This window comes from Dorea sp. 210702-DFI.3.125 (genome assembly GCF_020560945.1).
GTDB lineage: Bacteria > Bacillota > Clostridia > Lachnospirales > Lachnospiraceae > Dorea > Dorea formicigenerans.
This window is the reverse complement of record NZ_JAJCNF010000041.1, coordinates 1-22,057: the sequence shown is the minus strand read 5'-3', so window position 1 is coordinate 22,057 and position 22,057 is coordinate 1. Positions and strand designations below refer to the sequence as shown.

At 36.8% G+C, this 22,057-nt stretch carries 21 protein-coding genes and 8 pseudogenes; 6 read left to right on the top strand and 23 right to left on the bottom strand.

Going from position 1 to position 22,057, the window contains the following annotated elements; genetic code table 11:
* The 3 genes and pseudogenes from LI164_RS15990 to mscL all read right to left on the bottom strand — a co-directional run.
* Positions 1 to 142, bottom strand: a pseudogene (locus LI164_RS15990) (IS607 family transposase); the annotation flags it as partial.
* 27 nt (positions 143 to 169) lie between these two features.
* Positions 170 to 229: pseudogene (locus LI164_RS15985) on the bottom strand (hypothetical protein); the annotation flags it as partial.
* A gap of 136 nt (positions 230 to 365) precedes the next feature.
* Positions 366 to 767, bottom strand: coding sequence for a large conductance mechanosensitive channel protein MscL (gene mscL, locus LI164_RS14535; RefSeq protein WP_117612892.1), 402 nt, complete (start codon positions 765 to 767; stop codon positions 366 to 368).
* 284 nt (positions 768 to 1,051) lie between these two features.
* Between mscL and bioB the strand changes: the two genes are divergently transcribed.
* Positions 1,052 to 2,023, top strand: coding sequence for a biotin synthase BioB (gene bioB / locus LI164_RS14530; protein WP_022278750.1), 972 nt, complete (start codon positions 1,052 to 1,054; stop codon positions 2,021 to 2,023).
* 48 nt (positions 2,024 to 2,071) lie between these two features.
* Positions 2,072 to 2,638, top strand: coding sequence for a biotin transporter BioY (locus LI164_RS14525; protein WP_005335568.1), 567 nt, complete (start codon positions 2,072 to 2,074; stop codon positions 2,636 to 2,638).
* Between the two features lie 224 nt (positions 2,639 to 2,862).
* Here the strand turns inward: LI164_RS14525 and LI164_RS14520 are convergent, their stop codons facing one another.
* From LI164_RS14520 to LI164_RS14500, 5 genes are all read right to left on the bottom strand, one after another.
* Positions 2,863 to 4,074, bottom strand: a complete 1,212-nt coding sequence (locus LI164_RS14520; RefSeq protein WP_117682934.1) for an ABC transporter permease subunit — start codon at positions 4,072 to 4,074, stop codon at positions 2,863 to 2,865.
* Between the two features lies 1 nt (position 4,075).
* Positions 4,076 to 4,951 (bottom strand): ABC transporter ATP-binding protein, encoded by an 876-nt coding sequence (locus LI164_RS14515; protein ID WP_117682935.1) that lies wholly within the window; start codon positions 4,949 to 4,951, stop codon positions 4,076 to 4,078.
* Positions 4,935 to 5,696, bottom strand: a complete 762-nt coding sequence (locus LI164_RS14510) for a hypothetical protein (protein ID WP_117682936.1) — start codon at positions 5,694 to 5,696, stop codon at positions 4,935 to 4,937. The genes LI164_RS14515 and LI164_RS14510 overlap by 17 nt, the downstream gene beginning before the upstream one ends.
* On the bottom strand, positions 5,686 to 6,204 hold the full coding sequence (locus LI164_RS14505) for an RNA polymerase sigma factor (RefSeq protein ID WP_117980581.1): 519 nt from the start codon (positions 6,202 to 6,204) through the stop codon (positions 5,686 to 5,688). Before LI164_RS14505 ends, LI164_RS14510 begins: the two co-directional genes overlap by 11 nt.
* Before the next feature lie 171 nt (positions 6,205 to 6,375).
* Positions 6,376 to 6,576, bottom strand: a complete 201-nt coding sequence (locus LI164_RS14500; RefSeq protein ID WP_215683873.1) for a hypothetical protein — start codon at positions 6,574 to 6,576, stop codon at positions 6,376 to 6,378.
* Between the two features lie 111 nt (positions 6,577 to 6,687).
* Here LI164_RS14500 and LI164_RS14495 point away from each other — a divergent pair.
* Positions 6,688 to 6,930 (top strand): annotated as a pseudogene (locus LI164_RS14495) (terminase TerL endonuclease subunit); the annotation flags it as partial.
* A gap of 40 nt (positions 6,931 to 6,970) precedes the next feature.
* On the opposite strand, the pseudogene LI164_RS16410 reads toward LI164_RS14495, so the two are convergent.
* The 5 genes and pseudogenes from LI164_RS16410 to LI164_RS14475 form a co-directional block, all read right to left on the bottom strand.
* A pseudogene (locus tag LI164_RS16410) lies at positions 6,971 to 7,114 on the bottom strand (type II toxin-antitoxin system RelE/ParE family toxin); the annotation flags it as partial.
* Positions 7,053 to 7,595 (bottom strand): hypothetical protein, encoded by a 543-nt coding sequence (locus tag LI164_RS16405; RefSeq protein WP_334297112.1) that lies wholly within the window; start codon positions 7,593 to 7,595, stop codon positions 7,053 to 7,055. The gene LI164_RS16405 and the pseudogene LI164_RS16410, both read right to left, overlap by 62 nt.
* A gap of 711 nt (positions 7,596 to 8,306) precedes the next feature.
* A complete protein-coding gene (locus LI164_RS14485) occupies positions 8,307 to 8,657 on the bottom strand; it encodes a TnpV protein (protein WP_117682937.1) in 351 nt (116 codons plus the stop codon).
* A 129-nt stretch (positions 8,658 to 8,786) separates the two neighbouring features.
* Positions 8,787 to 9,860: pseudogene (locus LI164_RS16400) on the bottom strand (recombinase family protein); the annotation flags it as partial.
* Positions 9,853 to 12,825 carry a DEAD/DEAH box helicase family protein gene (locus LI164_RS14475; protein WP_173793933.1) on the bottom strand — a complete coding sequence of 991 codons (2,973 nt, stop codon included), beginning with the start codon at positions 12,823 to 12,825 and terminating at the stop codon, positions 9,853 to 9,855. The gene LI164_RS14475 and the pseudogene LI164_RS16400, both read right to left, overlap by 8 nt.
* 169 nt (positions 12,826 to 12,994) lie before the next feature.
* Between LI164_RS14475 and LI164_RS14470 the strand changes: the two genes are divergently transcribed.
* A complete protein-coding gene (locus LI164_RS14470; protein ID WP_117556442.1) occupies positions 12,995 to 13,180 on the top strand; it encodes a hypothetical protein in 186 nt (61 codons plus the stop codon).
* A 70-nt stretch (positions 13,181 to 13,250) separates the two neighbouring features.
* Here LI164_RS14470 and LI164_RS14465 read toward each other — a convergent pair whose 3' ends face one another.
* Both LI164_RS14465 and LI164_RS15980 read right to left on the bottom strand, forming a co-directional pair.
* Positions 13,251 to 14,192, bottom strand: a complete 942-nt coding sequence (locus LI164_RS14465; RefSeq protein ID WP_117495666.1) for an Abi family protein — start codon at positions 14,190 to 14,192, stop codon at positions 13,251 to 13,253.
* 161 nt (positions 14,193 to 14,353) lie between these two features.
* Positions 14,354 to 14,479 (bottom strand): hypothetical protein, encoded by a 126-nt coding sequence (locus LI164_RS15980; protein WP_255642453.1) that lies wholly within the window; start codon positions 14,477 to 14,479, stop codon positions 14,354 to 14,356.
* A 471-nt stretch (positions 14,480 to 14,950) separates the two neighbouring features.
* Between LI164_RS15980 and LI164_RS16395 the strand changes: the two are divergent.
* Positions 14,951 to 15,292, top strand: a pseudogene (locus LI164_RS16395) (tetratricopeptide repeat protein); the annotation flags it as partial.
* Positions 15,293 to 15,400: 108 nt separating this feature from the next.
* On the opposite strand, the gene LI164_RS14455 reads toward LI164_RS16395, so the two are convergent.
* From LI164_RS14455 to LI164_RS16390, 5 genes and pseudogenes are all read right to left on the bottom strand, one after another.
* On the bottom strand, positions 15,401 to 16,591 hold the full coding sequence (locus LI164_RS14455) for an ABC transporter permease (protein ID WP_227087313.1): 1,191 nt from the start codon (positions 16,589 to 16,591) through the stop codon (positions 15,401 to 15,403).
* Positions 16,584 to 17,468 (bottom strand): ABC transporter ATP-binding protein, encoded by an 885-nt coding sequence (locus LI164_RS14450; protein ID WP_173793931.1) that lies wholly within the window; start codon positions 17,466 to 17,468, stop codon positions 16,584 to 16,586. The genes LI164_RS14455 and LI164_RS14450 overlap by 8 nt, the downstream gene beginning before the upstream one ends.
* Entirely contained in the window at positions 17,452 to 18,231 is a 780-nt protein-coding gene (locus LI164_RS14445) for a hypothetical protein (RefSeq protein WP_173793930.1), read from the bottom strand. The genes LI164_RS14450 and LI164_RS14445 overlap by 17 nt, the downstream gene beginning before the upstream one ends.
* A complete protein-coding gene (locus LI164_RS14440; protein WP_005335535.1) occupies positions 18,218 to 18,757 on the bottom strand; it encodes an RNA polymerase sigma factor in 540 nt (179 codons plus the stop codon). Before LI164_RS14440 ends, LI164_RS14445 begins: the two co-directional genes overlap by 14 nt.
* A 77-nt stretch (positions 18,758 to 18,834) precedes the next feature.
* Positions 18,835 to 18,924: pseudogene (locus LI164_RS16390) on the bottom strand (D-alanyl-D-alanine carboxypeptidase family protein); the annotation flags it as partial.
* Here LI164_RS16390 and LI164_RS14425 point away from each other — a divergent pair.
* Positions 18,924 to 19,930: pseudogene (locus LI164_RS14425) on the top strand (MobA/MobL family protein); the annotation flags it as partial. The pseudogenes LI164_RS16390 and LI164_RS14425 sit on opposite strands and share 1 nt — an antisense overlap.
* A gap of 141 nt (positions 19,931 to 20,071) precedes the next feature.
* Here the strand turns inward: LI164_RS14425 and LI164_RS14420 are convergent.
* The 3 genes from LI164_RS14420 to LI164_RS14410 form a co-directional block, all read right to left on the bottom strand.
* On the bottom strand, positions 20,072 to 20,452 hold the full coding sequence (locus LI164_RS14420) for a DUF4825 domain-containing protein (RefSeq protein ID WP_107617402.1): 381 nt from the start codon (positions 20,450 to 20,452) through the stop codon (positions 20,072 to 20,074).
* Between the two features lie 61 nt (positions 20,453 to 20,513).
* Entirely contained in the window at positions 20,514 to 20,930 is a 417-nt protein-coding gene (locus LI164_RS14415; RefSeq protein WP_117657806.1) for a YjdF family protein, read from the bottom strand.
* Between the two features lie 435 nt (positions 20,931 to 21,365).
* Positions 21,366 to 21,989 carry an XRE family transcriptional regulator gene (locus LI164_RS14410; RefSeq protein ID WP_227087311.1) on the bottom strand — a complete coding sequence of 208 codons (624 nt, stop codon included), beginning with the start codon at positions 21,987 to 21,989 and terminating at the stop codon, positions 21,366 to 21,368.
* Positions 21,990 to 22,057: the final 68 nt, after the last annotated feature.

Genomic DNA, 22,057 nt, shown 5'->3' with positions numbered 1-22,057 from the left:
CTGTTTCCTCCTGTATCAATTCCCGGATAAGTTTCTTAGCTTTGTTCGCTCGTTTTCCTTGTAATTTGCAGCTGAATACTGTGATTATTTGAACCAGGTCTTCAACAAGTTCCTGCTGTTCAGATTTTTCAGTATTATCAATATTTCCATTTTCATCCCAATTTCGTAATGTTTGAGCAGATACGCCTATAATTTTTGAGAATTCATGTATAGAATAATATTTACTCAAAGTATCAACTCCTTTCAATAATATTCTAGTCTAATATCTTATAAAACTAAACATCTACTTATATGATTTTATAATTTATATTTACCTGTTAATAACCTTCATTTTTCGACAGTTACTTCTACTGTATATGCCGCTTTTATTTTTCTTCTAATACAGAAGTACAGTGTGGACAGCGGGTTGCCTTGATACTGATTTCACTCTGGCAGAATGGACATGTCTTTGTTGTCGGCTCTGCCGGTGCTTCTTCTTTTTTATTAAAGGAAAGTAATTTGTTAATCCCTTTCATCAGACAGAACAAAATAAGTGCCATGATAAGGAAATTTACAACTGCTGATACAAAACTAGATGCAAATCCTGCAACGTCTGTCATAGTGTAAGTTGCACCGCCTGTCAAAAGATTTAAGATCGGATTGATAAAGTTGTCAGTCAGAGATGTTACAATTCCGGAGAATGCGCCTCCGATAATCACACCGACTGCCATGTCCATAACATTACCGCGTAAGGCAAATGCTTTGAATTCTTCCATAAATTTTTTCATGATGAATCTTCTCCTTTGTATTTTACTCTGTATACTATCATACTATATTCTAGTCGAAGATTCCACGGCCTTCTTTTTGGCACTTTGTATTTTCTGTCTCACACTGAAGTGATGATTCAAGAATGCCTCGGAATTCTTGTTGCGAGGTGGGAGTCATCTCCCAGCTGATATCATTTGTCAACCATTGTGTTGCACATGGTTGACATTTGTTTTTTTGCATGTTAAAGTATGTCTTGTATAAAATTTCAGAAAAATGAATTACTCAAGGAAAGAGAGGACTTCTAATGATTTCAAATCAAAATACATCTACGGATCCACAGCTTTCACGTGAAGAAGCAATTGAAATACTCAACACGCCGGATGAAAATCTGGATGAGCTGATTGCCCGGGCTGAAAAACTGCGTCGAAAATACAAAGGAAATCATGTAAGTATCCACATTCTTACTAATGCCAGAAGTGGAAACTGTTCTCAGGATTGCGCTTACTGTGCTCAGTCCTGCCGTTCAAAAGCTGACATTGATAAGTACAAATGGGTCGCAGATGAGAAATTATATGCAGACAATGATTTTGTCAATGAGCATCATTTGTCACGCCACTGTATTGGACTTAGTGGAATGAAATTTACCGATGCAGAGATTGAAGAATTGGCTGAAAAAATCCGAAAAATGAAAGAACAGGGAACACACCTGTGTTGTTCTATCGGTTTTCTGACAGAAAAGCAGGCATTGATGTTAAAGGAAGCCGGACTTGACCGCATCAACCATAACTTGAACAGCAGCCGTGCTTATTATCACAACATCTGTTCCACTCACACATTTGAACAACGCGTTGCTAATATAAAAATGCTTCAAGGGCTTGGTTTTGAAATCTGCAGCGGCGGCATTATTGGTATGGGCGAAAGCAAAGAAGACGTGGTAGATATGTTACTGGAGCTTCGCGAGATCCGACCGGAGGCACTTCCAATCAACTTCCTTCTTCCAATTCCGGGAACACCTTTAGAGCACGCCGATATGTCCGCTCTCACAACAGCTTACTGTATGAAAGTCCTCTGTCTTGCAAGACTTTTAGTTCCGCAGTCCGATATCCGCTGTGCCGCAGGACGTGAGATTTATTTTAAAGGAGAAGAAAAAAATCTGCTCCGCGTCGTTGATTCCATATTTGCCTCAGGATATCTTACCGCTGGCGGACAGGGAATCAAAGATACAATCCAGGCAATTGAAGACGCCGGATTCACTTATGAAATTGAGTCCGCTTAATAAGTTTAACGTCTTTGCACATCATTAAATAATAAGGAGAGTTTTACTATGACACATGACAATACAAATACACAGACATTTCGAAAAACAAGTACTTACGCTATGGTCGTAACCGCACTTATGGCAGCTGTGACCTGCATTCTCGCACCATTATCTGTTCCAATTGGTCCGGTGCCAATTTCACTTACTAACTTTGCGATCTACCTGTCTCTCTATCTGTTAGACTGGAAAAAGGGAACTTTGAGTTACCTGATCTACTTGTTGCTCGGATTGGTAGGGCTTCCGGTATTCTCCGGATTCACAGGCGGACTGGCTAAACTGGCAGGTCCGACCGGCGGATACATCATCGGATTTATTCCAATGGCAATCATCGCAGGTATTGTCATTGACAAATTCACTAACCGTGGAATCCAGATCCTCGGAATGATCGTCGGAACTGCAATCTGCTACGCATTTGGAACAGCATGGTTCTGCTTCCAGTCCGGCTATACAGTAGGCGCAGCACTTGCAGTCTGTGTCATTCCTTTCATTCCTGCTGATCTGTGCAAAATGGTCATTGCAATGATCATCGGACCGATGGTTCGTAAAAGACTTGGAACTGTAGCGCAGCAATAAATAAGTCAGAAAAGGGCACTTACTTCCAGAAATTCTGAAAGCAAGTGCTCTTTCGGCTTTTCTCATATTTTTTGCAAACAGCAGTTTCAAATGAAACCACATTTTTTCTGATAAAATCCACATATGCACTCTCCTCTGTATCATACCTGAAATGTATGATAATTCCTCTCAACCATTTCCCTCGCAACTTATTTTTTTATCTCTTTTCTTTGCCATATTATTATTTATGCCTTCATCCTTCTTGACCAGCTCTTTATAGCGAATGGCATACATAGAATACCAATCAAGACAGGAATTGTAATAAGTAGATATGGTGACCAGATAAGCTTCCCCCAAATACGAAAAGTATTAGTTCTGAAAATATCTGTTGAACTTCCTACCATTGGTATTAAATCTAATGCTTTTTGCATTCCATAAGGAAGATATTCTGCAATCATCATTGGTCCATATACAACAGCCAGACTAAGCAGTAAGGCAAGTACATTATTTTTTACAGCCGCTGATATAAACATAACAATTCCGGCAAAACCTATTGCTCCAAGCAATACAAAAACATATTCATAAATTTCTGCCTGCAGCATATTCATAGGTGCAACAGCAATCAGCTTGATATTCTGAATCGGCATATCCCATCCGGCAGTTCCCATAAAAAGCAACTGTGATATAACACTTGAAACAGCAAGTAATGCAAATAACTCCACTGTAAACGCTAAACCAGTAAGAATTTTGGCAAGAGCGATTTTCCCCCAACCATTTCGAGTCGTCAATACTAATGCGCTTGTATTATCATGCCATTCGCCAGCAAATAAAGAGGATAAAACAATACCGAGAAACAAAGCCATCACAACTCCCAGATCCGCAACCGTACTACCAAGAAGCGTTGACCATCCTTCTACCCACTCATAATGAAATGGTTTTTCTACCTTTCTCTCTATCTGATGTAAAAACTCTTTTTCAGCTCCTACCTGACCACTGACCTCCAAAAACTCATCAAGCACCTGCTGTCTTCTTTCATAGAAGCCTGTTAACTTATCCGGATCAACATAGCTTATCATCGTTTTATAATTACTGGTATCTCGAAGCTCCGGATACAATGTTCCGAGCCAACTATTAACTATCCGCCAGTCTGTCTTTTCCAATTCTTCCTCCATACCGTCAGCTTCCATTTGCTGATAATCACTTACTATTTGCTGCAAGGTTTCATCCGTCAATTCTCCACCAAATGAAAGTGCATATTCCTGACTATCCTTTATTACTGTATATCCATCAAAATTATTGCCAAAAGCGCTTGTATAGTCATCTGAGCTGCCAAAACCGAACCATTGAAACGAAAGTATGCTGCCAAAAATTACATAATAAACAAAACACAACAACACACATATTTTAACAATTTTCTTTCGCCATAACTTTTTATGCTCTAACCAAAATAGCTCCATTCTATTTCACTCCTTCCTCTGTAGGAAAATAAAATAAATAAAGATCTTCCAATGTAGCTTCACAAGGAACCGCTCGCTCACTAGGCATATTGTCTGAAATAATACGCAATATAATTTCTTTTCCTTCATGCCGTAAATTAGCAACCGTTGTTTTTGTCTGCCATTGTCTAGCTTCTTGTGGAGAAACAGAAAGTTCCCAAACCTTACCATTTGCCTTATGAATCAACTCTGGAACCGTACCCTGCAATATAAATTTTCCTTTTTTCATCAATAGCACTTCATCTGCTATTGCTTCTATATCCGATACAATATGTGTGGAAAGAATCACAATTTTATCACCTGCATACTCTGAGAGCAGATTACGAAAACGGACACGCTCTTTCGGATCAAGTCCTGCAGTCGGCTCATCCAAAATCAAAATTTTCGGATTATTAAGTAACGCCTGTGCAATTCCTACTCTTTGTTTCATACCACCGGAAAAAGTTTTTACTTTTTTGTTTGCCACATGGCTTAAATCAACTACTTCCAACAATTCAGTCACACGTTTTTTTGCAACCTTCTTCGGTATTCCTTTCAGTGCTGCAATATACATTAAGAACTCCACCGCAGTATAATTTGGATAATATCCAAAATCCTGTGGTAAATAACCCAACACATTCCGGTAATCTGCCCCCATCGAAGTTACTTCTTTTCCATCCAGCAATACCTCCCCTGAGGTTGACTCCAAAATAGCACATAGCATACGCATCAATGTTGTTTTACCTGCACCGTTAGCCCCCAAAAGACCATATACTCCCGGCTTTAAGGTTGCACTAACACAATCTACCGCTATTTTCCTGCCATAATGTTTTGTTAAACGATCAAGCGACAATTCCATACATTTTTCCTTCCTTTCTCATCTCTGCAATATAATGAATTTCATGTATAAAGAACATAGCAAAAATCAAAAATGTAACAATCCACACCCCCACTGCTGATGTTTCATATAACCATGGCAATATTCTTGCTGACATACCCCAACAAATGCAGGAACTCAGCATTACAATCGCACATATCCGTAAACTCTGTTTCTTTTGCAAACGGATCAAACGTAGCAACGCAACCATACACACTAAGTACGGAACCAGGCAGTATAGGACCATCTGTCCAATCTCTTTATAAGAATTTTGCAAATAAACTTCCATACACAAAAGAATTGTTATACACACCAAATTAGCTGCCCCAGCCAAAACCAGCTTTGCTAACGTGATTTGGGCACCAGAAGCTCTTGTTACCGCTTCAATCTCGCTCATTCCATAATACTGGCTTTTAAAAATTGCTGGTATGATAGCCAATACAAACAGCGGCATAAAAATTGGTATATTCTTTGGCACGTCTACAATGCTGGCAATTGTTAAACAAACTATAAATAACGTTACTGCCTGCAAACCAAATATTGGAATACCTTCAAAGCGAAATACATCTGAAAGATAGTGAAAGAAACCTGTCCTCGGTTCTGCCCTAGTCACTTCCTGTTCTCGTACAATTTCAGTGCAAAGCTTAATCGTTTCCTCTAATCTTTTAGGCTGTACTTCCTCTCCTAAAGATTGCTGTAAATAGCCCTTCAAATTTTTATCTTTCATTTTCCTGCTCCTTTCTCATAATTTTTAAAGCATTACGAACCCTGCTTTGTGCTGTTCGCATATTGCATCCCATCACTTTTGCAATCTCTCCAAAACTAAGTTGTTCTCCAAAGCGTAGAATGACTGCTTCCCTTTGTTCTGATGATAAAAAATTCAAAAAATAGCTTATCTCTGCCCTATCCTCTAGCCGAACTATGTCGTTATACTCATGCACTATATTTTCTTCATCTTCTAATGGAGAAAACCCAACCTTCCTGCTTTCATCAATACATAAATGATTTGCAATCGTGTATAGATAAGCCTTAAATTTCTTTTTTCCTTTATATCTGGATAAGTTCTTAAACAACTTCAAAAATGTTTCCTGAGTCAGGTCTTCTGCTTTTTCCAGATTAGAGCAATGCCACCTACAGTAACGTAAAATAGATGTATAATAGCGTTTTATCAATTCTTCTGCTGCATTTTCATTTCCAAGTAGAATCTGTTCCACTAATTCGTCATCACTCAACACGCATCAGACTCCTTTCCATTGAATATCTGTATATATAATAACGGGTTATGCACTTAAAATGATTAAAAGATTCCTCATTTTTTCTTAAAACGAATGAAACTATTAAACCAATATTTTATCTCAACCTCTTTCAGAAAAATCAAATAAATCAAACACTACCTTTTCCTCCGCTTAGAGTAATACTTCCCACACCACACAATCCTGCACAGAGTACCGATTGATCGTATGGCATCTGCTATTATTGAAGACTTCTGTCTCAGCAATCTCACGCTGAAGAGCATCATACTGCTCTTGTGAAATTTCATCGTTCTGCAGCTGTTCGGTAGTATCACCGCCAATTTCGACAGTGATACCTTTGATTCTGTTTGCCATTGGCGTCTATCTCCTTAAAAAATTGCATAATAAAAGCCCGGATTTCTCCGAGCATAGAAAAAGCACCAACTCCATTAAGAGCCGATATTTTATTTCTAATATTTATTTTTAGAACTCATGAAGCTAACGCTGGAGCAAAAGCTAGCTCACGGTGGTCATCCGGTGCTTCGATGGATGATGGATAACATATATATCCGTACTGATCCAGCAGGAAATATAAAGGCAGACAAAGAAAAATCCACAGAGAAAATCGACGGAACTGTTGCCACCATCATGGGACTTGACCGTGCAATCCGCTGTGGAAACAATACCGGTGCTTCTGTCTACGATGAAAGAGGAATTTTGTTCATATAAAAATGGAGCTCTTGTTTTTACTCAAAAGCTCCATTACTGTTTATTTATTTGAATTTATGACTCCTTCAATATCACGGCCACCGTAGAATATTCGAGCTACTGTAACTGCCCTTTTCTCATCATCAACCAGATAATACACAATAAAGTTGTCTACCGGAAACTGATGCATTTTCATCGAATGCCAAACTCCTTTGCAAGTGCCGCATATTGGTGATTCCAACTACATACTGGATCAGTGATACTGCCACAGACTTTCCAGTTCCACCATTTCCTTTCAGTGTAAGGAATTTCTGAAACTGCGTATCCTGTGTCATGCAGTATCCAAAATACTCCCAGAATGTCTGTTGTTCTTCTTTGTTAGGAAGAGACGATGCCAGATACTTTTTGATATTTTCTCCACCTTGTAACACTTGCTCACAATCCTCTGGATAATAGGGAAATGGTATCTGATTGATTGTCAGATAATCTGGATTGTGTTCTAGCATTTCACACGTAACCGGATCATAATATCCATTTTTGAAATTAATCCACCGCACAGGTTGTTTATTTAGTTCATATGCCTCTCGGTGAACTTTTGGCTGTGTGATCAGTAGATTATAGATTCTTTTGATCACTCCACTCTGTACCTGGTCACGATAGATCAGCTTCTGGATACGGTATTTCATTCTTACCCCATCATGGTCTTCCAGGAAAACACCATGCTCATAATAATACGGTGTGATTCCTACCACAAAAAACTGAACATTCTCCACTAGGTAATCTACAATCTCCATATCCCGGACACCTTTCACATTCCCTTTTGCATCAAATAAATGAAAACGGCTCAGTTCCGGTTCTTCTTTCGGATCTCGCTCAAACCGAAGAATATACTGTTCCAGTAATTTCTCAACTTCTTTCTGATTATCCAGTTTGCCAAGGTACTCCTTCTCTTTGAACAACTGCCAGCCTGCTTTTCCATCAAGACCAGCGTCTTTGAAAAATGTCAGTAACTTATCATTTACCCACTTCACCGTACAGGAAGCCACATAATGATAGGCACACTGACAGCTTCCAGTAAACTGAATAGCTCTCATTTCTTCTATAAAGGAATCTGCACTGAAATAATATCCGTCATCTTCCTGCACCAGACAAAGTGCCTGATAACCTGACATCACAATATTCAGTGCGATATCCTGATTGTCCACCAGAAAGATATAGGTCTGTGCTGTCCCTTCTGGATTGGTTTCCATATAATGCTTCAAAAACTTCTTGTTCAAACTTATCACTTCCTTTCAGACAAAGAAAAAGACGCAAGTCATATTTTATGACTCACGCCTTACTTCGCTCACAATATTCTATTTTTATCAGTTATCTGCCAGATTGATTACTGGCAATCCTTATACATAAATCAATTCTTTCAGGATAATCTCTTCCGCAATCGCTTTGTGTTGATTAGCAGCTCTTACCCATGCCATCTGATCTGCTTCTTTATCCGGCAGTGGTTCTTTTTCTTCCAACTGTTTCAGAATTACCTCTTCCCGTTCTCTGGCTGCCTTGTCCACTTCCAGAAGATGCTTTCCAAGCGTATCCTGCAGAAGCATCACCTGATAGGTTGAATTTCGATGGTTTTTCAGATAATCTCTGCGAAGAAAACCATACTTGCCAAATTGCTCCATCTGCTCACCGGATTTATAGGTGAGATTCGGGATCAGGTATCCATTTACATTTGTATAAGTCAGTTTTTCCATAGTACTTACCGTCCTTTTCATATTTCCATTTTTATTTTACATTTTGTTTTGCCCAATTCTTTAATAATTTTTCAATCAAATCAACCTGCTGCTTTGGAGTATACGCTGTTGGAAAATATTTACCAATTCTTTACGATATCCACATTTATGACCATCTACCAGGCGACGATGTTTGCAGGCATAATAGAAATAATCCTTATATAAGGTTCCGTCTTTCTTTTTCTTTCGGTTCACGTTTCCATACATACCGCTTCCACATAACGGACATCTCAATATTCCGGATAAAATATGCTCATGATCGAGGCTATGTGTCTTTTCATATTTTACACCTGTTTTTTCTCGTTTTTGATGTGCCAGCTCCCAGTCTGTTTCTGAAACAATCCCTTCATGAATACCATCATGCAGCATATAATTTTCCTGCTTTACAATGCGGTATTCATTTCTTGTACCAGAAACTTTCTCGTTTTTCCTTCGTCCATAAGCCAGCTTTCCACAGTATACCGGATTATCCAGAACACCTTTTATAAATGAAGCGGCAAATGCGTCCAGTGTATTATTCTGTCGTTTTTTCTTTTTATATCCATGCTGGTTCAGCCTTGCAGCAATCGCAGAGATTCCCATATTGGTATGAATAAATTTATCATAGATCAGACGAATAATCTCTGCTTCGTCTTCTGCGATCTGCAATTCTCCATTTACCAATTCATAGCCATATGGAGCAAACCCGCCGTTCCATTTTCCTTCTCTGGCTTTCTGCTTACGTCCCTCCATTGTCTGCACAAGGATATTCTCTCGTTCAATCTCTGCCACCGCAGACAGAACAGAAATCATCAGCTTTCCGCTATCTTTTGAGCTGTCAATCCCATCTTCAACACAGATCAGATTCACTCCAAAATCCTGCATTCTCTGCAAAGAGTTTAATACATCTGCCGCATTACGACCGAATCTGGAAAGCTTGAACACCTATACAAACTGTACCTCATCTGTTCCATTCTCAATATTATCTAACATTCTCTGAAATTCCGGTCTGCCCTCTACGCTCTTTCCAGACTTACCTTCATCGGAATACTCATTTACGATTTCCATGTTTTGAAATTCCGCATATCTCTTGAGTTTTTCTTTCTGAGCATCCAGACTGTAGCCATCTACCTGCATGGTTGTGGATACTCTGGTATATATATCGCATTTAATCTTCTTATTCACATTTTCTCCACTCCTCAGAACATCCCAAAGCAATTTCCAACAATTCCGTTGCAACTTGTAAATTTCTGATACGCATTAAGTTATCCCAGACATCAGCTTTTCCAAGTAGATTCATCCCACCATGCCATACTATTTCATCATCAATAACAGCAAAACATTCTTCTACTTCTGTTCTTGTTATCACATTTATTCCTACCAATTGCATTGTTCTGATTAATTCGTAACATACATCCGATTTTCCATAAGTAATATCTTCCGGATCTGTTGTAATAACTGTAACCTTTACCCCTACTTCCTGTCTCTTCTTGATTAGTAATAAAAATCTATCAATTTTATCCTGTCTGATATCCGGACTGGAAATTACCACCATTTTTTCTGACTCTACAATATCTTGCTCGAATTTTTCGGTATAATTTACAGAATCAAATATTGCATTTATTATTTGTTTAGGTTGCAACTCTTGCGTCCAGATTGAAAATCCTGTCTTCCTGTACGTTCTCAATCTTTTTGCATACATTTTATCAAAATAACGCACATGAGAATCAATATAATCATACACATAAACGGCTTCTTTTCCGACATAATCTCTGTTTAATCTACCTACATACTGTTCCAAGCGTCCTTCAAAAGATACAGGTGCTGCAAGCATTAACACATCCAGTCTTGGGAAATCAAACCCTTCTCCTATTTTCTGACCAGTTGCCACCAAAATAAGCGATTCATTTTCAGGTATCTGCTTTAATTTTACTCTTATTTCAGTATTTTCCTTATCCGAATTATCCCCATATAGAAGGAATACATGATCTGCTTTTTCCTTTAAGGCATCATGTAAAAATTTTGCATGTTCCTTAAATCTTGTTAAAATTACAGGAGTTTGTTTTCTTGCAACACAAGTTATAACATCATCTATGATCATTTCATTGCGCACCTTACTGGTACTAATCAAATTATATGCTTTATTAATATTATCCTTGCTTTCTGCAGTATCAACTACTCTTGTGTATCTTGGGACAAAATAATGTCCAATCCCCTGTTCCTTAGCCCTCTCCAACGCAGTAAATCTATGTCTCAAAGGTCCCAGCAGCATATAGATAATCTGATCAAGACTGTCGCCACGTTTAGGCGTAGCAGAAACACCATACACGTATTTTGCATTTATTTTCTGCAATAATTCCATAGATGTATTAGAAGCTGCGTGATGACATTCATCCATAATTACCATTCCGTAAGAATTAATTCGTTCATTAAATTTTCCTCTGCTGTACATCGAACCAACCATTGCAACATCTATGATCCCCGTCAATGTATTTTTATTTCCGTGCAAAACGCCTATCACACTATTCCTTTTTTTCTTTCTTCCTGTTTTTGTTTCATATTCCGGTGGTTCTTCTCTTATCTCTAAGAAATGATTCAATTCATCAACCCACTGATTAAGCAAATCTTTACTTTGCAGCAAAATGAGCGTATTTACTTTTCGCTCTGCAATAAGGTAGCTACATACTACAGTTTTTCCAAATGCAGTTGCCGCACTCAGAACCCCATCTGAATGTGATAATAATTTTTCTGCTGCTAATTCCTGTTGCATTCGCAAATCACCTTTAAAAGATACTCTGATAGGTTGTCCTGTTTCTCTTTGATCTGAAACATCAACTGAAATGCCTGCTTTTTCACATTCCTGTATAATATTTTCCCGCAGTCCTCTCGGAATCTGTATATATCCATCTATATCCTTACCCAAATATACAGCACTAAAATTATAATAATTAGAATATCCCAGCCTTTTATTTTTGTAAAATTCCGGATTATCAAATGCCGCCAAACTACGAATCTGATTTTGTATTCTTGGCATAAGATTCAGAGTATCAATATAAACTCCATTGTCCAATACCATGTGAAGCTTGCCCACAACATCTGACTTACAAAACTCACATTTCTTCTTCCATGGTTTCGGTCTGACATTCTTCTCAATATTAGTAAGCGTTCCTTTGATTTCTGCTAATTCTCCCTGCCATTTTGCCATGCATTGTTCAACATCTTCTATTCCCAGCTTTCTTGTTTTATTGAAAAGAGCATCCCATTGATCAGGATATGCATTCCAATTTTCATCTACAAAAGCACTATTTCCATTTTTAAGTGCCTGCCCCTGTAATGGCAATGCAATCAAATTACCTATGCTGCTTGCCACATCCTGCGAAGGATACATTCTATCATAATAATGAAACGATTTCAGATTGATGGAAGTTGAACCCTTGTCTAACAGGAGAAATCCAAAATTTCTTGCCGTAACCGCCGGTATTGCCTTTTTAAAGAAAATCCATACATGGGCACCTTTTCCAGATCGAGATCTCTCAACTAAAGGTCTGATACCATTAAGCTCACACATTTTTCTAAGCGCATCCACTTCTTTATGCCACTCATTATCCGTATTTGCAAAGTCCGTAACCTCTGCTCCTTTTTCGTGATTGTCAAAATCAAATACAATAAATCTGCATGTACCATTTGGCAGTAAAGGATATACACCTATTACATCTGATCCATCTTCTTTTGTGCCTAACAAATGATCAATTATTTTTTTAACATCCAAACTAATCCATTTGGTATTTTCACATTCATCACACAATACCTTCTCTTTACGTTGTTTAGGGCAAAGCCGGTCATTCCAACGATTCGCACATTGTGGAAAATAGCCCCCGTTCTTTCCTCTTCTGGCATATACATCTTCTCTTCCCCAAAACATCGAAAAGAAACGTATTGCCATTTTCTCTGTAATATACGGTGGATTTACAATACGATTCCCTTGATCTAGGTCATATTCTTCTGCACTTTCTATTTTTTCTTCAAAAGGATTCACCTCTTCATAGTAAATGCCTGCTTTCTTCAATTTATCTTTTAATATCTTGTTCTCATATTCAAGCAACCTAACCATCTTTCTCAATGAATCCGCATCATATGCTTCTATGTTCAAACCTTCCACCTACAATTCTTATCATTTCGTAATATAACCTTTATTTTGTGTCCCAACTTTATTTTAGTACTCGTTCCAACTATTTCCAATACTTATTTTTCCTATTGACGCATTTCTCTGTCAATCGTATAATTAATACACAAAAAACCCGAAAAGAGGAGGTGTTCGTATGGCTACTTCAAGTATTACTCATAATTTTGTCATATCCAATCCAAACAGCGTAAAACTTTTTATTGCAGCGATTGACGAAGCCGACCGTGACCGCACACCAAAGCAGACACTTCCCGGACGTCAGTTGACAAACCCACAAGAAATCTTATCTTTAATGTCAAAAAGGAAAAAAACAAACTCTTAAATATTAAAATTCTTCAATAAAAAATCCTCTAAGACAATAGGTGTTTCACTATCTCTTAGAGGATATTTCTTTAATTTAAATGGTATCTGGTAATATTTTTCCAATTTTTCGGGAAACCCATTTTATTCAATAATTCAACTTCACTTATATGCTCTACTTCTCTGTTTACCCGGTCAATCTCTTTTATGAGCTTTCTTTTAAATTCCAGAAAATCTTTTCCAGGTAATAGATATCTAAAAGCAATCACCACAGCAAACAAATCTTGTTTTCCTTTTTCGTACTGATTACCGCTCTGTGGTAATGAAAGTTTTTTATGAAGCGGTGTATCCGCAATAGCATCTACTGTTCTGTATGTAAACAGTCGTTCCCCATGGGCACATACATTCCTATACTTAGTGAGAACAGATAGAAACTGTTCCATCTGATGCTGATTCAAAGGTTCAAAGTTTTTTGATACTTTTGATTTTAAGGACTGCGGAAACACTCGGAACATTTTTGATAAGTTTCCAAACGTAAGTACATTTGCCAAAACCCATAATGGAATTTCACCATATGTCTTGCGGTAATAGTTGATATATGTATAATCTGTGGTCGTTGTTGCCCGTTTCAAGGTCGCTATCAACTTTACGATTGTTGCATGATTTCTTTTTGTATTATTATAATTATTAGCATCCAGGTACTGCTTCTGCTCTGCTCCATACATTTCAGTAAAATAGTATGACATCAAAGAACGCATCTGTCGCTCAATCTGCAGTAAATATTTAAAGAACAACTCTCTAAGCTCTGCATCAAACTTATACAGACTGACTATTTCTTCAAAACTTGTTCCTGCTTTATATTTTTTTGTGTTTGATATTCTAAAAAGATGTTTATATCCTCCCATAAGAGGAAAATATCCTATTTGGCGTAACATCTCTTCCGCATATTCTCTGTCTTTTATTTTTATTCCCTTTTCATCACTGATCCAAGAAACCTGGTCGCTAAAAGAAGAGAATTTTTTCGGTGTCTGCATCTCATTTCTCCTTAAAACAAAAGAGGGAGAGACCCGCAGGCTCTCCCCCGCCTGTAGGCTTCGCAAGTTTCTACAGAACGATCACTGAGCTTAGTATACGTCATTTTAAATGTCCTGTCAATACGCCAAAACATTCTTAGCCATACCCGCTCAGAAGTATTCTATGCTGTTTTTTCTTCCTTATTCTGTTTTTCTTCCTCCAACTCCCGGAGGACTTCAGCGCCGTACTTATCAATCATCCGTACCAGAAAATCAATGCACCGCTCAAATTCAATATTCTGTTGCATAAGCTCCTCCCGTTATTGTTTGATCTGAGCTTATTTTACAGAACCTGCCTGAAAACCACATTGAATAGAAATTGATTGTAAATTGACACAATCAATTTAAAAAAATCCGCATTTCCTTAAATCGAATATATGTTCGTGTTATGATGGATATACTTAATCTTAACTACGAAAGGGGAATTTCTATTGAATCGATGCGATTTTTCTTCTATTAGCACTTGCTTAAAAAATCATATCAGCGAAAGTAATCAAATGAGTCAGCCTGATTTTTTATACGAATTATTTGAAGATTTTATGGATGATCTGGCAAATCAGGATTTTTCAATGGACAACGGTCTGGTTTGCCGCTGGATGACTGGTCAGGCTAAAATCAGCCCTAAAATATCCGCTTACTATTCCAAGCCATCCAATCAGGAAAAATTAGCCCATACCATCCACCAGAATCTTCTTCCATTGATGTCTGACTGTAATATGGCTATACCTCAGATTGCCAATTATGCAATGTTCCTGACAGAACAGCAGGAACCTGAAAGAGGGATCTCCGAATTACAAAAATTATCCGGCATCATCAAGGAATACCATTCCGATGACTGTCTGGATTATGCCAAAGTACAGGAAACCCTTGGAACCATTTATCTGATGACTGCCAATCTTCCGCAAGCCAAAACACATTTTAAAAGAGCTTTCAAAATATATGAAAAGATCTGGGCTGATGAACCAGAAATGATTGAAGCAAAATATCAGGAAATTCAGGAGTTATATCCACAGATTGGATTTTGCATTGGAAAAAATCTATCCGGTCTTTTAACAAAATAAGCATAATTTACGGCGGGCAACTTGCCCGCCGTAAATCTTTAAATTATGCTTTGATTTTTCCAGAAAATATTTTACTTACTTTGTTTTTCATGAGTATGAATACAATTTTTACTTATTTCCGTATCTGCGAAAACTCTTATAAATAAAAGGCAGTAAGGCTATTGCCATCACGGTATACATTACCATTACAAGCGAAATTTGTCGAAATACACAATTCCCAATCTGATAAATAAGTGGGACTTTTACACTTGCCTGTACATTTGTCAAAATTGTTGGTATCAAATTGAAAAGCGTTGTATACCCAGAAAGTGCCCGTCCTATAAATGGCAATAAGCAATATAAAAAGAACGGAATGCAAACAGCGACACTAATTGTATGCATTTTAGCCGCTACTAACATAGACACTGAAGCCGCCAGCATACTGGCTATAAATCCACATACAACTGTCAACAAATAGTATTGTCCATATGACATAATGTAAATACTATACGCCTGATACATTTGATAAGGTGTATTCATACCACTGGTTCCCATAATTCCAAAACAAATCACACTAAGTAATATAATTCCCATACAATAAATCATAACTGTCGTAGCTATTCCTGCCAGTATTTTTGTTTTAACAGCTTTTGTACGTCCATACTTTGTAGAGAAAAATACTGCATCTGCTTTTGTCTGAAAATCATCTGCAAATATTCCAGCACAAATAAAACCAACTATGATTGCCAGAATAATGGAATACGTTTCTACATACATAATCATAGTATCCCACGAACTATAAGATTCGCATTCTACTGGTAATTTTATTTCATTATATTTCTTTTCCAAGTATTTTTTCTGAACAGCAGTCTTTCCATATTCTTCTGCCATCTTTTTCATATTTTTATGATAAGTGTCATAGAACTCTTGTATATTTTCTTCTGTAATTTGATTCAGAACACTTTCATCATATTCTGCATCCGGTGTTAATACCGATATTATAAAACCCCTAATATCATCTATCGGTTGTAATGTCGTTCCGTAAATCGCATTTTCTTCTGAGGATTGTGTCACCGCATTTTTATTTTGTTCTATAACTTTTCCAAGTTCATCTTCTGTCAATGTACCTTTCCATGCTCGTCTATTATCTGTAAGTTTTCTTGTTGCCATAATTCCAGTACTAACATTTCCATTCTCATCCACATAGCGATTACTTGTAACTGCAAATCCGCTAAAAATGACAGCAAGTATCAATGCCAATCCGATTGCAAATACATTAATTTTCTTTGAAAAAATTCGTTTTAATTCTAATTTAAGCATCTTGTTTTTCCTCCGATTTTTCTCCAAAATAAAATAGAAATGCATCTTCCAGATTTTTTTCTACAGCCACAGCATCTTCTGTTGGCTTTTCTATTGAAATAATTCTAAGCTCTGCTCCGGTTTTTGTTGTTTTTATATTTCCAACCAAATATTCATTCATATATTTGTCTATCATATTTCTCGAAACATTACATTGCCATACCTTTTCTTTCATAGAAGATACTAAATCTTCCGCAGTACCTGCATAAAAAAGTTCTCCATCTTTCATTAACATAATGTTATTCGCAATGTATTCAATATCCGATACAATATGTGTAGACAAAAGCACCAAACGTTCTTCCGACAATTCACTAATTAAATTACGAAAACGTATTCTTTCATTCGGGTCTAATCCAGCGGTAGGTTCGTCCAGAACAAGAATTTGCGGATCGTTTAACATCGCCTGTGCTATTCCTACACGTCTAACCATTCCTCCAGACAAATTCTTCATTTTTCTTTTACTGAATTTTTCCATTCCTACTTGATTTAATAATTGCTTCACTTTATTTCTGGCAAACAGCATTTTTAACCCTTTTATAGAAGAAATGTACATCATGTAATCATATACGGTCAAATCTGGATAATATCCAAAATCCTGTGGTAAATATCCTAGAACTTCTCGGTATTCACCTCCTAGTTTCCATATATCTTTACCATTCCATAATATTTGTCCTTCTGATGGTTGAACAATCGTACAAAGCATACGCATTAATGTGGTCTTTCCTGCTCCATTTACTCCAAGCAGTCCATAAATTCCTTTTTCCATAACACAATTCACTTTATTAACAGCATTTACTTCTCCGTATTGTTTTGTTACATTTTTAAATTCTAATTTCATACGTGTAATCCTCCAAAATTTTTTCATCAAATAGCAATGACTTCTGAACACAAAAAATAAAATATACAAAAGTCAATATCAGCATAGCCACCCATACCGGAGTTACAATTTTCTGATAAATAACATCATTTGCAACAATCATCATCCATAAACCAACCCATACCAGACAAGAAAGCACTGCTATATATTCTGATTTTTCCCATCTGCTGTACAATACACGAAAACATATACAACATGAAACATTTACCGGAAGCAAAAAATTAACCACCAAATCACTTAACGAGAGTATTGTTGTTTGATATGTAATTGCCAAAAACGCCATAACGATCACCAGATCCACTACTCCAAACATTAACATTCTTGCTGTACAAATCTGACGCAGTGTGTAATAAGACGCCTGCTCAATTTCAATCGCACCATTTCTTCTGTTTTTCCAAATTTCCGGGACAATCAGAACCACAAATATTGTGGCAGATATTCCCATAATCCTCATCATATCTTTTATGTCTGACGTATAATTACTCAACCATATCCATAGACACATAAGAATACAACCTTGTAAAATCCACCATCTTTTTTTTATGAATTTTGTCTGCTCATACAAAAATTCAAAATAAGATGTTCTATGCGATTGTTTCGATAAAATTGACTCTGACAAAATATTCTGACATGCTTTTACTGTTCTGTTTTCTGCTTCAATCCTTACATATTTTTTTTCAATCTCCTCTTTATATTTCTTTATTTGTTGCTTATATTTCATCATAGTTTTTCACCTCCAACTCTTTCATCAAAAGTTCTTTTGCTCTTCCGATTCGATATTTTACAAGCGAAAGTTTTATGTGAAGTAATTCTGCAATTTCTCTTTGTTTCAATTCTTGAAAAAAATATAAAACTGCCGTTTCTCTAATTTCTTCCGGTAACTTTCTCACTGCCTGTTCAATAGTTAATCGGACTCCTAGCTCTTCTACATGATTTTTACTACAGTCCTCTGATTTTAGCAGTTCCTCTGATGGAATATCTTTTTTCTTTTTGTAATAATTTTTAACGGTATTTCCGGCAATTGTATAAAGATAATTCTTAACTTTTCCATATTCTTTATATCTATATAAATTGGAAAAGAAACGTGTAAATACTTCTTGTGTCAAATCCTCTGCCTCATAGGGATCATTGATATGTAGCAAACAATATTGATATATACTTGAGTAATATTTTTTGACCAGTTTTTCACACGCATCTTCATCTCCTGCTCTTGCTAGATGTACTAACAAAGAATCAGTTTTGTATTCCATTCGCAAATTTGCCTCCCTCTGTTTTCTAAATAATATAACAATCCTACTATAAAAAAAGTTAGGATTTTCTTTTGTTTTTATTTATATTTTTCTAAATATTCTTCCAAACATAAATTTTCTTCTTTCATTATTTTAGCGACAGTCGTTCCAACATAACGGTAATGCCATCTGGCGGGCAAACTGGGCAGATGCCGTAAATAAAATGCTTGCACGTAATCAGATAAATGCTACCATTGATCACCGCAGCTTTGCAGATCAGGGAATCACCGAACAGCCAACCCCATCCATGAAGGCTACATTGCCCAGAATATGGAAAAGAAAGGCATGATAGCAGACCGCTGTGAAATTAACCGTCAGATTCGTGCGGATAACAAAATGCTCCAAGAATTAAAAGCAAAAGTAGCAAAACTGGCTGAAGCTGTAGAAAAGTCTATTCCGATAATTGCAGAAACATTGGAAGTAATCCGAAATCACATGATTTTTACACAATATCATTTGCTCCACAATGAGATGCAAAAAGAAGTGATCCATGACTGGATGAATCATTTTAATCCAATACTGAATAAATACAACACCGTTAAAAAGAAACTCAAAGCTAAAGTTACAGAGCGGAAAGAACTGAATGTGAAAAAAGAGAAAACCAGTATTTTGAATCCCATCCAGCATATAAAATTGAATCAGCAGCTTACCACTATTACCGAAGAAATCGAAGAACTGAAATCAAGGAAAGAGCAGCTAATCTTCCAGGCAGAATGCTCTACCGATAAAGATATGACGAATCTATCCAAGAAATACGGCCAGATGAATAACAATCTTGATATCCTGGATTCTCAGGACATCTCGCTCAAAAAACAGCTTGAAAAAGATGCCGCCGCTTTCCGGGAAGAAAAATTTCGTCCTGAACCTGAACAGTATACAGAATTGCTGGACACCAGAATCCAGATACGTCCTGATTTCCGGGATAAGCTGATCGAGCAGCTCAAAGGTACTTTTGGTAAGTATTATGACTATCACCGCCGTGATATTGCCGCCAATGAGGTAGATTATCTCAATGTGGAAGATCCTGATGTTTTTTCCCATCGTGCATGGGAACTTGAATATCAGAGAAAACAGGAGATGCGGCGAAATCAGCTTGCTCGGACTAAGAAAATGTCATATGATATGGAATTATAACCATTTTTGAACAGATAATATGTTCTTACAAATCTCTTGTTCAAAAATGAGTTTTTCCCAAAAAAGCGTATGGATTTAAAACTTCCATACGCCTTTTTATATTCTACTCTTCAAATTGTCTAAAAGTTGACTAAAAATATATCACCGTTCATACGATGCAATAATTTCTTTGCTATCTGCTGTTTTATAATCAATTGTTCCCAAATTACCAATCAAGTCAAATGTCATATCTGCATTAACCTGCAATTCATCTTCAAGTTTGGCTGCAGACGGCTCATCTTTTAGAAAAACTGTTAATCCATAAGGCTCTGTTTCAGACTGTATCTCTATACTGTCATATGAGTATCCCGCCGGATACTCTTGACCACTTACAATATTTATAACATTTGAAGAATCTCCTACATAATCTGTCTTATACTGCGATAAATCAGGAATTTCGTACAGTTTTTCTTTTTTTCCGCACGCCGAAATCAACATTATTGACATGGCGACTAACATAATTGCAAGTACTTTTTTCTTCATAGAAACACCTCCCGAAAGCTTTATTCAACACTTTTCGATTTGAGTAAAAGGCCAAGGGACTTTAATGTCCCTTATGCTTTTTTCTTTTCTTTCGCTGTTTCAGTTCAAACATTCGCTGCTCTTCTGCCTCTTTTTTCTTGCGTCTTTTCTCTTTGCGTTCCTGCTTGTTCTGTTCCTGCTGTAATTTCAACGCCTGTTGCGATTTTGTACCAATACCTATTTCCAGCATCTGCTTCTTTACTTCCCGCTGCATCCGTTTCGGATTTCTTTTGATATCCTTTACAACAGTTTCAACAACCGAACTGAATTTCAAACTGAAATAGCACTTTTGAATATATTCCTGTACTTCATAATCTTTTGGCTCTGCACCAAATGTTACCTTTGCCACAGATAGTTTACCATCTTCGATGCGTTCAAAGATTCCCACCCAAAACGGCTCTTCCAAAAATACTGTCAGCTTTCCATTTACTTTGTCCATAAGAATCCCTCCTAAAATTGATTGAACAAAGAATGGACAACCCGGAGGGGCAGGTTACTTACCCTATTTATATAGGACGGCCGGGCTACCTACCGGCTCTGGCACATCAAAGATGTACGTTGCGTTTTTATCTTTGCGTTTATAATCAAGCCATATGGCACGATTAACTTAATTCTATAACTTCTAAGTTACATTCCTCAAAAATCTTCTTGCTTCCTAAGATTCTATCTTCTGTTCAAATCATACCATATGATTAATGCATTTTCTATATACTTTCTTGATACCCAGCAAAAACCAGAAAAAAGCTCCCGAAGGAGCTTTCCACGTTTTAAATGTATGCTAATTCGCTTAACACAATCTCTTCTGCATCATTCCTTATTTCCCATGAAGAATGTTGTAAATTAGTAATATCCACAACGATAACAGGTAATTTAATTATTCGTATTTTTTCCCGATAATGTAAATCGAAACTACCATACCACCTAAAATCATAATTAAGAAAATTTTACTTAAAATATCCCATAAAGCTATATTGAGACAATTGATTATTATAATACCTGCAAGAGGATATAGAACAACCGTTGCAAGTGTCCAAATTTTTAAAGTTGTACAGATGTACATCCAATTTCCGTTGTTAAAGGATAAACCAACTAGATGTATTCTAAAAATTCCTTGTGAAACATAATTTATCTTGTTTGCATCATAATATGTTGGTAATATGTCTTTGGCAAAGAAACAAAACCATGCACCAAATAAAAGCATTAACCCTGTAACCAGCAATATATCATCTTTCATCTCAGCTATTGAATTCCCAGATACGACTAACATAATAATTTCTGTAATAGATATTAAAAAGCATAGCAAATATGCTAATATCCAGTTTTTTCTATGCTGATGAATAGAATTCCTAACAGCCATATCGAGAGAGCCTACTACCAATTCCTCGACTTCTTTTGTATCAATATTTTTCTGTGTATCTATTTTTTCTCCACGTAACAATTCTGTAACGGTAACATCTAATATATCAGCTATTGGTATGAGTAATACGACATTAGGCATACTAAGACCCGTCTCCCTTAATTAAAGATATTGTTGGGTAAAAAAGAAAGGTCAGTCGATTTTGCCGA